The sequence below is a fragment of the Ginsengibacter sp. genome (genome assembly GCF_057362405.1).
The window spans coordinates 1-13,439 of the sequence record NZ_JBMQQG010000026.1 but is presented as its reverse complement, the minus strand read 5'-3'; the positions used below and the strand labels follow the sequence as shown (position 1 = coordinate 13,439).

General features: G+C 38.9%; 11 protein-coding genes. 6 read left to right on the top strand and 5 right to left on the bottom strand.

Going from position 1 to position 13,439, the window contains the following annotated elements; genetic code table 11:
* Window positions 1-474, top strand: a 474-nt coding sequence (locus tag ACO1O5_RS02080) for a hypothetical protein (protein WP_486267984.1), incomplete at its 5' end; no start/stop codon positions are given.
* A gap of 35 nt (window positions 475-509) precedes the next feature.
* Here the strand turns inward: ACO1O5_RS02080 and ACO1O5_RS02075 are convergent.
* Window positions 510-1,181 carry a metallophosphoesterase family protein gene (locus ACO1O5_RS02075; protein WP_486267982.1) on the bottom strand — a complete coding sequence of 224 codons (672 nt, stop codon included), beginning with the start codon at window positions 1,179-1,181 and terminating at the stop codon, window positions 510-512.
* A gap of 313 nt (window positions 1,182-1,494) precedes the next feature.
* Here ACO1O5_RS02075 and ACO1O5_RS02070 point away from each other — a divergent pair, with 313 nt between their 5' ends.
* On the top strand, window positions 1,495-2,343 hold the full coding sequence (locus ACO1O5_RS02070; protein ID WP_486267980.1) for a universal stress protein: 849 nt from the start codon (window positions 1,495-1,497) through the stop codon (window positions 2,341-2,343).
* Between the two features lie 19 nt (window positions 2,344-2,362).
* On the opposite strand, the gene ACO1O5_RS02065 is transcribed toward ACO1O5_RS02070, so the two are convergent.
* A complete protein-coding gene (locus tag ACO1O5_RS02065; protein ID WP_486267978.1) occupies window positions 2,363-3,529 on the bottom strand; it encodes a glycoside hydrolase family 172 protein in 1,167 nt (388 codons plus the stop codon).
* Between the two features lie 314 nt (window positions 3,530-3,843).
* On the opposite strand from ACO1O5_RS02065, the gene ACO1O5_RS02060 reads away from it, so the two are divergent.
* Together ACO1O5_RS02060 and ACO1O5_RS02055 are read left to right on the top strand one after the other, a co-directional pair.
* Window positions 3,844-4,323, top strand: coding sequence for a hypothetical protein (locus ACO1O5_RS02060; protein WP_486267976.1), 480 nt, complete (start codon window positions 3,844-3,846; stop codon window positions 4,321-4,323).
* 484 nt (window positions 4,324-4,807) lie between these two features.
* A complete protein-coding gene (locus ACO1O5_RS02055) occupies window positions 4,808-6,988 on the top strand; it encodes an alpha-galactosidase (protein WP_486267974.1) in 2,181 nt (726 codons plus the stop codon).
* A 217-nt stretch (window positions 6,989-7,205) separates the two neighbouring features.
* Here the strand turns inward: ACO1O5_RS02055 and ACO1O5_RS02050 are convergent, their stop codons facing one another.
* From ACO1O5_RS02050 to ACO1O5_RS02040, 3 genes are all read right to left on the bottom strand, one after another.
* Complete coding sequence (locus tag ACO1O5_RS02050; protein WP_486267972.1) at window positions 7,206-7,964, bottom strand: hypothetical protein; 759 nt, start codon at window positions 7,962-7,964, stop codon at window positions 7,206-7,208.
* Between the two features lie 180 nt (window positions 7,965-8,144).
* The gene (locus ACO1O5_RS02045; RefSeq protein WP_486267970.1) at window positions 8,145-9,818 is read right to left on the bottom strand and encodes an N-acyl-D-amino-acid deacylase family protein; all 1,674 of its coding nucleotides are present in this window, start codon (window positions 9,816-9,818) and stop codon (window positions 8,145-8,147) included.
* Between the two features lie 222 nt (window positions 9,819-10,040).
* The gene (locus ACO1O5_RS02040; RefSeq protein ID WP_486267968.1) at window positions 10,041-11,276 is read right to left on the bottom strand and encodes a TlpA disulfide reductase family protein; all 1,236 of its coding nucleotides are present in this window, start codon (window positions 11,274-11,276) and stop codon (window positions 10,041-10,043) included.
* A gap of 992 nt (window positions 11,277-12,268) precedes the next feature.
* Here ACO1O5_RS02040 and ACO1O5_RS02035 point away from each other — a divergent pair.
* On the top strand, window positions 12,269-12,673 hold the full coding sequence (locus tag ACO1O5_RS02035; protein ID WP_486267966.1) for a hypothetical protein: 405 nt from the start codon (window positions 12,269-12,271) through the stop codon (window positions 12,671-12,673).
* A 168-nt stretch (window positions 12,674-12,841) separates the two neighbouring features.
* On the top strand, window positions 12,842-13,222 hold the full coding sequence (locus ACO1O5_RS02030) for a hypothetical protein (protein WP_486267964.1): 381 nt from the start codon (window positions 12,842-12,844) through the stop codon (window positions 13,220-13,222).
* Window positions 13,223-13,439 lie beyond the last annotated feature (217 nt).

Here is a 13,439-nt window from a genome sequence, read left to right as displayed (position 1 = left end):
TTTCTTGGTTGTTTTTCTATTTTTGTTAAGAATGAAAGAAAGAGAAAAGAAAAACTCTTTATTCGCCTGAGCCAGGAAGGCACTGCAAATAATCTTACTTTCTGCAGCCAGGAAATTCTTCAAAATAAAGTAATTGGTATTGATGGAATTCACCGAAAAATCATGATCCTTGAAAGAATCAAGAATTCATATAATTGCTCCATAATATGCCTTGACGAGGTACAACATTGCGAGTTGGTAACGAGCGCCGGAATATTAAATGCAAGTAATCTCAGACAATTTGATATTGAAAAAAACCAGGCTGCAATTGAATTACAATTCGAATTCAAAAACCAGGCTCAACCGGCTTCCATAACATTTTACGATAGTTTATTAAATTCCAGGAAAGAACTGGCAATATTAAAAGCCAAGGCCGAATATTGGAGCGTAATGCTTTCAAAAATGCTTAACCGCCAGGTGAGCGTAAGAGCATAATCTTTTCATTCGATCCACTAACGCAACGTTGCTCATCATTCTTTTCTTCTTTTATTTTTAACTACTATATATTCTTTTGATGGGAGGGATATAGTAACCAGGTTTCCCAAATTTCTGCGATTGTTGTACACACATCCTGCATCAATGTTTATACAGTTGCCTTGTTGGTTTAAAATATAGTGAAGCGATTGTGGCGTATGGCCATGTATCATAAGTTTATTGCCCAGTTTGATTTGCCGGGGAGCAAAATCGCGTGTCCAAAGCATAGCTTCTTTGTCTTCAAAAATATCATCCTGCTCAAAATTTAAACCTGCATGAACAAAAATATAATCGTTCGTGCTGAAATAGTATTGCGTGTTCTCAAAGAACTCTTTATATTTTGCGGGCATTGCCGAATACTTATCTACATCAAAGCTTTCCAGGGTTGTGTCTCCTCCATTATTGTACCAGCGTTGAAAGTTTTCCATAGACAATTCAGCATCCATCATCATCTGCTCGTGGTTTCCTCTTAAAGTATGAATTTGATAACCTTGTTCTCTTAATGTAATTATAGTATCGATAACTTCTTTGCTGCCGGGTCCGCGGTCAATATAGTCGCCGATACAATAAATCTCATCCTGCTTATTTATTTTTATTTCTTCAAAGAGCATTTGTTGAAATGCGTCATTGCAACCGTGTATGTCACCTATTGCAAATATCCTGTTCATTTAGATTATTTAATATTATTGTTACCACTATCGTTTTACGAAATGCAAATTATTCAATATAATTAACTGGCATGCGTAGCCGAATCTTTATTTGTTCATCATCAATTGAGTTGCTTCTTGGACCCGGAAATTTGGATTCACCTCTCACCATATTGGCCGCTCTACATACGGCGTAGGTGACAGTTAACATAAACCCCAACTCAACTATTTGTAGATCAATCCGGGTAGTGATATTAGTCATTTAAAAGGCAAATTATCGTCATAGATGTTGTAGCAAGTTGCCCCTAATTTTATAGTACTTAAATGAACAATTATGAAAACCATTATAGTGGCCACTAATTATTCAAATGAAGCCAACAATGCTGTGACTTATGCCGCTGAATTAGCCAGTCACTTAAGTTCAAAACTGGTTCTTTTTAACTCATTCGAGCTTTCAGTACATGCATCGAATGCCCTTCTCCCCGGATCATCGATAGGCAGACTGATTGCAGAAAACAATAATACTTTAAAAAATATGGCCCTCGGCTTATCAGCCAGATATGGGATAGCGGTCGACCACGTCAGCAGGACTTCAGATTTAATGGAGGAACTTGATTTCCAGGTTAAGCGCTTAAATGCTGACCTGGTAGTAATGGGAATGAAAGATTTTCATTCTGGTTTTGTGCCGTTTAGCTCTACAGCTGCTGCAATTCATCATGCAAAATTTCCAATTCTCACGGTGCCGGCAGATGCTCGCTTTGGAAAGATAACTAAGATATTATTCGCATTCAATCCAGACTGCATCGAAGAGGCAAATAAACTTCCTGTGTTGATGGACTTTGCCGCACATTTTAAAGCTGAGATACAACTTTGCCATGTAGAAAAAAGTATGCAACCGGCAATAAATGAGGCTTCGGGAAAGGGCTTATCTTTTAATGCTGAAACGGTTCTTAGCGATACTCAACATTCATATAAAGAAATAAATGACGAAAATGTTTTAAGAGGTATAGAAAAATTAATAAAAAGCTGGGGAGCTGATTTATTAGTGATGGTTCCCCACAAATATGGTTTTTGGGAAAGCATCTGGCATAAAAGCAAAACGATTCAAATGGCGAAGAGAACCCGCATTCCCCTTTTAACGTTGCCCAACCCGGAATCTTCAACCTTTCCTGACCCGATCTGATCTATTATTATACGATAAATTAATTTACCTCCAGTTCATCTTTAGTTGGGAATTTTGGAAAGGGATGGTGTGGCTCCGATTGATACCAGTATACAACCGAGGCAATATCATCCTGCAACGGTAAATAGCGGCCGTCACTATGCCAACCAAGATCCTGTATCGTAACCTTTAAGCTGTTCTCAAAACGGATAGGATCAACAATATGCCAGCGGTATAAACCAAAACGCTCCTCAATATTATAATGTCCATCTCCACGAACAACTTGGGGTAACCCGCTGTATGGGGTACAAAATTCAGTGTAGGCGCTCGTTTCAATGCCATCCGCTATTTTCTTCCTCGTATCAAAATCATAAGAGCCACAAAAATAATCCTCCGTTCCGGTACCGCAAATCGTAGGAAATTTCGTATCGCCATCCATATAAAATTTAATTTCGCCTTCACCCCACCAGCCGTTATGATGAGAACCATAAGCAAGATAGGTTCCTACATATTGCCCCTTTCCTTTTATGTTATCTACTAAAACATAGTCCTGTTTGAAAGGTTGGGGATTTACCCTATGAAACTCGGCATGAAAATAAGCAGCATCCGCAGGAACATCGGTTAAAATATAATCCACCTGGTAATACAAAACCATGTCTTCATCTGCAATATTTTCAATGGTTATTTTGCATTTTTTGCGAAATGGCATTGCCCAGTAACAATTAAAAGCGCTTCCAGGATTTACTGCAACAGCCAAAGATTGCAGCGGCGCATACTCCCGCCAGCCCATACAAAAAAAATCACCCACCGGCACTTCAACTGAAGGGGTTGTTTCATCATCCCAATACATGCGAAGAATTTCATTGCGCCAATTACCCGATGGTGTCATCCAGATGTGTTTAATGCACCCGGAATTCTCTATCTCCGCTAAAGTAAAAGTTGTTTTGGATTTGATTACAACACTGGGGCTCATTTTCCAACCGACGCCCAAATCTCTTGCAGGACGCGAGCCTGTGCCACTAGTAGCTTTACCGCCTTCTCCCTTTGCCCCTGTGAAATTTTCAGGACTTATTGAACGGGATACTGCATTAGACAAACGATACAGGTTACTCATGTTAACATCTATTCCATTGAAGGAATTATTCTGCTGAGCAGTCGAGTTCAATGAAGCAAAAAGCACCAGCCCGATTATTATATTTCTTTTCATAAAATGTATTTAAGGCGAACACAATTATTAATTTGAGTAAAACAAAAATAGAATTTAATTGCGTTTCGGTAACTTTTAAGAAGAGGAGTACTTATACCCGAAAATAAAAGAAAAACGGTGAGGCAGTTTTCTTTTCATCATTTTCTGTCTGATTTCTTTCAAACACTTCTTATCTCATAATAAGCTTCAAGGTTTGCTATTATACGCCTCCTATCCTGGCGACGCATTTTTTTTAATTGTTTTAATTTAATAACTTCAATAGTCTCTGCCGGCAATTTATTTATAAGAAATTTTTTACCCTTTAAATACATTTTATGAAAAGAAATGTTATTCAAAACAAAGGCCTTTTAAATTCTTTCGTTTTAAAAATATTACTGATTATTATACTAGCATCGTGCAGCAAAAAAAACAACACTTTGGCGACAGAATCAAAGGGTGCATCAACGATATCAAATGATGTATCATCCGTTGGACCAGCAGGCCCGCATAATAATTTGGTTTATTATGGAACCAACGATCCTGATCCGTTAGTCGGATGTTTAGGCGATTATTATTTAGATGTTAACAAAGGATTTCTTTACGGCCCTAAAGTAACGAGTGGATGGAATACGTTCCTTGCACTAAACGGGGCCTCTGCAGCTGAAAATAAGGTTTTGTCCGGCAGCAGTCTGCCAACCCCTGGCATTGGAACTACCGGAGATTATTATGTAAATACCGCTGACTTTTTGTTCTATGGGCCAAAGGCATCAACTGGATGGGGCAACCCTATTGATCTTCAAAACCAGGGAAAATAGTATTCACACATTTATGGCGCCAAGTATATAGCCATGTATAGAAAAGCGTTAGTTATTCAATATTTTCCTGTCTGCATATTAAGCCCAGTAGATATAATACGATAATTACCAATAACTCCGCCAGGCTGACTTCTATCGCAACCAGGAAATAGACGAAGACTAAAGTCGGGCTATCCCAATCGCTTATGTAAGTTGATTCACAACAAATAGATGTTTTCTCTGAATTTAAAGTATTTTATAATTAAAGAGCCGAAACTGAATATTGCGCCAGATACACTGTTCGCATGCAAATCATTTATGATCCTTCCCGTTTCTTTAGAGTCATAAATTGTACTATTATTTTTATCCTTAATATAATTTCTTTCTATAATAATATTCTTAGTAATTTGTTCCCTAACAAAAAAAAAAATAAAACGAGCCCATGAATCGGCGGACGATTAATTTATTCAAACAGTTGAAATCCAGTAAATCAATTTGTATCTTTTTGTTTGCGCTAATTAGTGAGTGGGTTGTAGCGCAAAGTTCATTGCAGAAAACACTCAACCAACTGCCGGTCTACCCTTTCGGTGAAATTAAAGCAACGCCGGGCGACTGGCTCCTGGGCAACACACATGCTGTAACACAGGTTTTTAAAGATACTAACGGTAAGGATATTATTATAACTAACGGGCTGGTGTGCCGTCAATTCAGGGTGCAACCCTACATGGCTTGTTTTGGATTCAGGAATCTTGTTACCGGCAAGGAAATGCTGCGCGCCATAGAGCCGGAAGCTGAAGTTTCAATTAATGGCAAATCGTATAAAGTTGGGGGAGTAAAAGGCCAGTTTGAACGAGGATACTTGCAATATGACTGGCTTGATAAATTTACACGGGATGAAGCCGCTTTTGAATTGGTTAATTTTTCAATCTCTGATATTCCGCCGCGCTTTTCATGGAAGCCGGCAAGATGGAACGCATATAATCGGTGGCCGCCAAAAGGAAAGAAAATAGTTTTTACGTACCGTCCAACTGATAAAGAAATAAATGGAGTTACGATTAACATAGTATATGAGTTGTATGATAACATTCCGCTGGTTTCAAAATCGATGGAGGTGCATAACAAAAGCAATGCAAGCATAGTCATTAACACTTTTAAGAGTGAGAAATTGGCCATGGTAGAAGAAAGTTCAGGCGCTAACGACGACGGGTACCTGCCATCGCCACATATTTGTATACAAAGCGACTATGCCTTTGGTGGCGGTTCTTATGCAGATGCTAATCATACAACTTACTGGTTACCTGATTCCTCATTTACTTCGCAGGTGAATTATAACCTGCAGACACACTGCCTCCTGGAAAGTAAACCGCCATTAGGTCCGGATTACAAATTGGCTCCGGGTCAAAAATTTGAAACATTCCACACTTATGAATTGATGTATGATGATTATGACCGGGAGCGCTGTGGCCTTGCGGAAAGAAAAATGTACCGGATCCTGGCACCATGGGTAACCGAAAATCCTATATTCCTTCATCTTACATCTACTGATCCTGCAGAAGTGAAAACTGCTATTGATCAGTGTGCAAATGTCGGTTTTGAAATGGTAATTCTAAGTTTCGGCAGCGGTCTGGATATGGAGGACACGAGCAATGCTAATATCGAAAAATTTAAAACGCTAGTAGGCTATGCACATTCGAAAGGAATTGAAATGGGTGGTTATTCTTTGTTTTCAAGCCGACACATTGATTCCGCGAATGATGTCATTAATCCTAAAACCGGTAAACCAGGCGGGGCCATTTTTGGCGACGCCCCATGCTTAGGAAGCATTTGGGGGCTTGCGTATCTTCAAAAATTAAAGACATTTATTACTAAAACAGGATTTCAGGTGTTGGAAAATGATGGCCCTTATCCCGGTGATATATGTGCTTCCACTTCACATCCGGGTCATAATACTGTTGATGATTCTCAATGGAAACAATGGAGTTTGGAATCTTCATTTTACCGCTGGCTGCGGGAAAAAGATATTTATCTCAATGCACCCGATTGGTATTTTTTAAATGGTTCCAGCAAAATAGCGATTGGTTATCGCGAAGATAATTGGTCGTTGCCGAGAGAGAGGCAAATAATTTTGGGACGACAAAATATATATGACGGCACCTGGGAAAAATCACCGGGTATGAGTTGGACTTTCGTACCACTAACTCAATACCACGGCGGCGGAGCCGCAGCAACTATAGAACCTTTGAGTGAACATCTTGATGCATATGAAGCACATCTCGTTCAGAATTTTGGGAACGGAATACAGGCGTGTTACCGCGGGCCGAGGCTATATGATACACCGGTAACGGAGGCTCTGGTAAAAAAAGAAGTAACCTGGTACAAGAAATACAGGAATATACTTAATGCTGATATTATCCATATTCGCCGGGCAGATGGGAGAGATTACGACGCAATGATGCACGTTGATCCAAAGGGAAAAGAAAAAGCACTATTGATTATCTACAATCCTCTTGACACTTCTATTATGAGGAAAATAAAATTGCCATTATACTACACCGGGTTAACTGATATTGCCCATATAGGTGAAAAGGAAAATCCAAAGCAATTGTATCATTTAACCAGGGATTATTCTGTCGAACTTTCGGTTAAAATAAGTGCCCATTCCTATACATGGTTTATAATTGATTAGTGATTGCAATTAATTATTTGCCTGCAAGATACTTCGTGTAAGCAAGATAGTTAGTATGGTTAACGGTCCCGTCAATTTCAGCGTTGATTTTGGTAGAATTTATTCCCGGTTAACTAGCTGATCGCTGGCCCGCGCCAGGTATCTCATAACTCAAGCTAATAGTTGATTGCGTAAGAAATAACCTTTGGCAACATGTTAAAGTAGCAATCAGGTGGCCCTAATTTATATTAATCGTCAGTGCATTTGCATGGAGGTCAGCCATTGCTCGCAAAAGGCTGCAACGTTTTAAAAACTCCTTCCATACGTTATATAAAGTGGTGGTTTGCAGGTTCAGATTGCTGTAGTTAACTATAGTATTTTCACACAGATTCATGAGAGTCGTACGGTGATCTTCTTTTACATTTCTAAAACTTAGAAAATGTTGATATTCATCATCAAACTCTGCAATATTGATAGCATTATTTTCCCATTTAACGGAATGGGCAGTGTTAATAGCAGAAAATTCATCATAAAGTAAATTCATTTCATCTTCATTTGCCAGGTTATATTCAGTCACTCCCTTTGAAAGCGCTTCTGTTATTTCATATATTTTGCATATCCTTTCGTTATAGTCCGCTATTTCTTTACTGGTTTTTTCCTGGCTCTCCGTTAGTTTTTCCAAACTTGTTTCTTTTACGCTGTAAGTAACATCAGACAACTTATCAGCCAGTTCGCAGCAAGTATCAAACGTAGCTTGAACAAGAATTAGTTCTTCACGAAGCGCCTCTATTGCTTTGTTCAAGGGTATAGATTCTTTATAGAGCTTATCTGCTGTTGATTGCATTTTCAATTCAAAGTCATGCAATTTTATATAGGCGGCCAATAACTGTTCATCCTGTGCTGTTTTAACGGCTTTACCTGGTTCATATATAATCCCAATATCCCGGGTGGCGTGTTTGATGACGTCTCTTTTTATTGTTTGGTGTAAGTGTTGCATAACTACAATTTTTGAATTCCTTGTAAAGTTTAAACGTGCGGATATTTTTTTTAGTATACATTAAGCTGTCCGAAGGACCTGGGCATTCTTTAAACATCGCCACCGGAGAAAATATTTAAAGTCAACTGTAATGAATCAAAAACTTTTTTCAAAGCGAAGAAAAACAGGCTGCTGTAAACATCACATCTTCCTATAACCAGGCCCCTTTAAAAACCGGCCGGGTGACGCGCCGGTATGATCATTATTTTTCAAAACCTGCACACCGTTCACAAAAACGTCGCTGACACCAGTAGCAAACTGGTGGGGCTTATCGTAAGTAGCATGATCCTGTACAGTGTTGGGATCGAAGATTACTATATCCGCATAATTGCCCACCGTTAGTACTCCGCGTTTTTTTAAATTAATATTGGTTGCGGGAAGCCTGGCCAGTTTACAAATCGCTTGCTGAAGCGTCATCAATTTTTCATCACGGGTATATTTGCCAATAACCCTGGCAAAACATCCATAGGCACGCGGATGTGCATTTGATTTTAGAAATACACCTTCAGGCGTATATGAAGCCTCATCGCTACCAAAGCTTACCCAGGGCAAAGCAACTTCTTTTTTTACATTGTTCTCATCCATTAAAAAATAAGCAACTCCTACTCTTGTGCTATCCTGCACAATAAGATCCATCGCCGTTTCTTCGGGAGTGGTGCCGCGAATCCTGGCGACTTCGGCAACTGTTTTACCCGTAAACTTCTTTAACGAATCCTGCTTAAACTGCAGCAACAAAATATTTTCAGGGCCGCCGGAACCATAGTACAAATTTTCCCAGTCACTGGCATTCGTATGCATAACCTTAACCATTTGTTTTCTTATAACGGGATCCTGTAGACGAACTCTCAGCTTTCCAAAACCCCCGTCCTGCAATGTTGGAGGAAAACACGATGTTAATCCAGTTGCAGCCGCTGTATAAGTATACATATTTGCAGTGATAGAAATGCCTTGTTTACGTGCCGTTTCAACCATCGCAATCACACTGTCTACTTTATTCCAATTATCTTTTCCCGCAGCTTTCAGGTGACATATCTCAACGGGTATGTTTGCTTCTTTTGCTATAGTAATAATTTCGTTAACCGCTTGCGTGAGTTGGTTTCCCTCACTGCGTATATGGCTAATATAAGTGCCTCCATATTTCGATGCTTCTTTGCAGAGAGCAACGAGTTCGTCGGTCTTTGCAAAATTATCCGGTGGATAAATAAGTGCGCAGGTGACACCCAATGCGCCTTCTTCCATTGCGGTATCAACGAGTAATTTCATGCTGTCCAGTTGTTGCGCAGTCGGTGCCTTGTCGTCTTCTCCAATTACATATTGCCTCACGGTACCAGCGCCAACAAATGAAGCAATATTGCAGGAGATGCCTTTGTGCTCCAGCGTATTCATATATTCGCCCAATGTATTCCACGTAACATTATATTTTATATCACCCTGCCCGTTTTGCAATTGCTCCTTCATTTTTTCGTTCAAAGGGCCATAACTCATTTCGTCAAATATTTCTGTAGTTACACCCTGCCTTATATCGCTCTGCGCTCTTCCATCCTGGAAGAGAGACTCTTCAGAATGTCCCATCATATTAATAAAGCCAGGCGCCACAGCGTTACCACCAGCATCTATCTCATCTTTTGCGTGAGCATTTTTTAGATCACCAATAAATGCAATAGTATCCTTATTAATAGCAATATCCGCCTTGAAGGGTTCGCCACCATTGCCATCATAGACCATACCATTTCTTATGATCGTATCATATTGTTGCGATGGATTACAGGCAGAAATTGTAAGGGCCACGACTATGAAAATAAATGGATGTCGCATTTTGATTATTTCGATTTTGGTAAAAGTTATAACTGTAAAGTAGTAATTATTTTGAGAAAGTAATTCAGGAGGTTTGCGTTGGCAATGCCCATAAATAATCCAGGTTAAGGCAGATCGACTAGAACGGTGGTGTTTTCGTTTAACATCGAAGCGATAACAAAATCTATTTTTTTAATAATATGCTGACTGAAAAATATTATTCATTAAGTAACATGCCAATTGCTATTCATTTAGCAACTCATCAACAGTCTCATAAAATTTATTCTTAGATTCCACATAATATTTACCACTTCCGGGACCATAAAAATTGGTATGAATCTCCCTTACGTTTCCTTTCTTATCAATAAAAATAGTAGTTGGAAAAGATTTGATAGCAGTAAGCTGCGGCAAGGTCTTTTCTGTCTTATGTTCATCGCTCGCTGTAACACCGGTTATTAGCATTGGATATGTTACGTCCAATAGTTTTTGAAATCTGACCAAACTTTTTTTCGACCTGTCGATATCTGTGGTTAGCTCGTAAGCTAATGCAATTATTTCTATCCCTTTTGAATGATTACGTTTATAATAATCGGCAAGAAACTTCGTCTCATCGAGACAGTTAGCACACCAGCTTCCCATGAGCTGAACAACTATCACTTTATTTTTATACCTGTCATCATTTATTGAAACAGGTGAATTTAGCAGGTTATTAAAAGTAAAATTTAGTCGCGATGAGTCTTTGCGTAATTCAGTGGGCTCATTTATCTCGGGCAATGCAGCACTGTCATTTCTCTTAGCTACCCATGTTTCTTTAGCAGAATAGCCATTATAGAAAACGCCACCCGTAATCGTGTTTGTGTCATCAACTTTTGCTTCCAGCAGGTGGACATTGTCGCCATCAAAACCCGATAGCATGAGCGAATCGCCTGTTACTATTCCATCAAGGTAACGGTAATCTGCAGCCGGCGTTAAAAAACTCCCCGCAAGCATATTACCATTTTGCTCAAAAACTCCCAATGCTTTGCGCAAAGTTCCATTCGCTCTTGTAATGGTAACATCCCACTTACCTGAAATATTATTTTTCGCCGGTCCTGAGTTAGCGGGAAAACGATTCTTGTTTTTGGCATAAGCGTGAAGTGGCCAGTATTGCGTAGTGCCGGATGTGCCCTTTATGTAGGTTCCACTCAAGTCTCCATTCGTCAGCAATCTTATTCTGAATGAAGATTCAAAGGCTGGCGTCGCAAAGAACATAGAATCCCCGGTAATAGTTACATTCGTTATTTTTATTTTCTCCCGGGCATTGAGAATATACAAAACTGTTTTTCCTTGTTCCATTTTTTTCTCAAGCATAAACGGTACCAGTTTACCATCTTTTCGCTCCAATAGAACCTGCCAGCTATTATATAATTGTTTGGCATCCTGCGCTTGCATCCTCGCAACCGAAAGCAGGCAAAATGTAAGTAAAATATATTCCCTCATCCTGATAAATTCAATACACAACTTTCTAAAAGAAGACATTATTATCAATGAAGATAATCAAAATGAAAGTCACATATTCTTATAATGAACGTTTATGAAAATATCGTTGAAGTTGTAGACTGCAAAGCAAAATATTGCGATGTTCTTAGATTGGCGGGAGAAGCCACAGTTTGCAGAGTGTTTGCAGTTATGTTAAATCCTTATTGTTGCCTTAAAAGATTTTCAATGAATAGCTCCTTAGAAACCATGCCGCAGCGTGTTTTATTGTACGGATGAAACTATCTGACATGATCAGATGTAAAATATCTGTCGTAATTGCGCTGGCGGCAATACTTCTATAATACGTTTTTTCGGTTGATGGGAATTACAGGCAACTTTTTTACGTGCCGCTGTATACCCAAAGCGCCGACAGAAACCCCGCTGCTATAACTGCAAGGCTTATAAAAATATATCTCAGGCTGCTTCGCTTTTGAAATAAATCCATAGGTTAAAATGTTGTTTGGTCAATCGTTACTTTATAACGAAAAACGTGCCGGTTTTATTTTGTTTGAGGAAAAATCAAATTTTCAGTTTATGTATTCAAAATTTGGCCGGTTGCCGACTAATAGCCTCGATAACTCCGGTTATTAACACCGCGGTTATGCATAGAGCGGCCATTGCCTTGAACAGAGTGCGAGCCATTGCATCCCAGCAATAGCATGACTACTATTACTATTGCAACACGGGGTTTGTAGATTTTGTTTTTCATGGTTTGGTTTTCAAAAAAATAACACAGTAAGCGGCTAAATTTACCGCCAGTTCACGGAGCCATATAACGTTCCTAAGTCAATTTATATTGCAAATGTGCACATTGTTGTGCCAAACTTTTATAATTTTTTTTCTTCTTTTCGATGATCAAAAACCATGAATCTCAACATTACCTATTTCATTATCATTTTTATCAAATTTATGACTCAAAAAAGACTTAACTTTAAGAAGCTAAAATTTACAGTATGCCCGTGCAGTTTACAATAAAAGTTACGAAGGATATCCTGCAGATGAGTAAGGAGTGTGGTGTTCGGGATGACGTAGCCGCGATTGGAAAAAATTGTGCGATCGCACTTACATTGAAAGATATTTTTCCTGATGTTTTCGTTTCAGGGGACAACATTTATCCATTTGGCAGAGAAGATAAAGATCCGTCTCGCAACATCACTATTCCAATGCCCAAAATAGCCAGAGATTTTGTGAAGGTCTTCGATTCATTGTCTGCTATTCACAATCTCAGGTCACGGCTTCCTGAATTCGAATTTCTAATCGACATACCCGATGATATTATTTCTAAAATTGATATTGAAGAAGTAACAACACTTACGCATCGGGTCGACTCTTCGTGCGCATGCCAACAAAATCCATAATCAAAAACCGGTCTTATCAATCTATTTCTTTCCTTAGTACCTATTATAATTGAGCCCCAAACCTCGTTATTTCCAAATTTAAAATACCTGATCAATAAAAATTCCTTAAATTCATATCGCTTTTTTAAACCCCTTCTTTCTTTATTTCTTCAATTCAAAATTTTTTATATGAAAAAGAATCTTATTAAACAATTGGCCGGTGCAGGATTGCTTGCATTTATCTTTTTATCTTTTCAGTCATTAATCATTAGAAATGATGACACCAAAACGGTTACTGGAGAAATCCTTGATATGAAATGTTATATGGCTTCGGGTGCGCACGGCGACGGCCACAAAGAATGTGCGGCTACTTGCATTAATGGCGGCGCTCCAATGGGCATTCTTAGTGATGATGGTAAAGTTTATCTTTTAGTAGAAAGCAGCAAAAACGCAGATGCTTATGATGAAGCCAAAAAATATGCAGGTGAAAAAGTAACGATAACCGGAACTTTCTCAGAAAAAAATGGCGTACAGGCATTGATTGTAACAGAAGTAAAAGCGAAAGCCTGACAACCGGTATCCGGCGCATCACTGCGTCGTTTCTAAGTTAGATTTGGTCGATGGTCGGTGTGCATTTTCAGCACAGGGTGTCTGACATTTGTCTCCTCCGCTCAAAAACTGCGCAATAAATACAAACATTTAATTCCCTATAGCAGGAAGGCAATCTTTTAAAATATTGGCTTACGAAATATCGGTTAGGCATAACAGTTATTACATAAATCTATGC

What these genes read in the sequence shown, in the direction of transcription:
- ACO1O5_RS02075 (WP_486267982.1), bottom strand. Translation starts at nt 1,181, where the DNA reads ATGAACAGGATATTTGCAATAGGTGACATACACGGTTGCAATGACGCA.
- ACO1O5_RS02070 (WP_486267980.1), top strand. Translation starts at nt 1,495, where the DNA reads ATGAAAACCATTATAGTGGCCACTAATTATTCAAATGAAGCCAACAAT.
- ACO1O5_RS02065 (WP_486267978.1), bottom strand. Translation starts at nt 3,529, where the DNA reads ATGAAAAGAAATATAATAATCGGGCTGGTGCTTTTTGCTTCATTGAAC.
- ACO1O5_RS02060 (WP_486267976.1), top strand. Translation starts at nt 3,844, where the DNA reads ATGAAAAGAAATGTTATTCAAAACAAAGGCCTTTTAAATTCTTTCGTT.
- ACO1O5_RS02050 (WP_486267972.1), bottom strand. Translation starts at nt 7,964, where the DNA reads ATGCAACACTTACACCAAACAATAAAAAGAGACGTCATCAAACACGCC.
- ACO1O5_RS02045 (WP_486267970.1), bottom strand. Translation starts at nt 9,818, where the DNA reads ATGCGACATCCATTTATTTTCATAGTCGTGGCCCTTACAATTTCTGCC.
- ACO1O5_RS02040 (WP_486267968.1), bottom strand. Translation starts at nt 11,276, where the DNA reads ATGAGGGAATATATTTTACTTACATTTTGCCTGCTTTCGGTTGCGAGG.
- ACO1O5_RS02035 (WP_486267966.1), top strand. Translation starts at nt 12,269, where the DNA reads ATGCCCGTGCAGTTTACAATAAAAGTTACGAAGGATATCCTGCAGATG.
- ACO1O5_RS02030 (WP_486267964.1), top strand. Translation starts at nt 12,842, where the DNA reads ATGAAAAAGAATCTTATTAAACAATTGGCCGGTGCAGGATTGCTTGCA.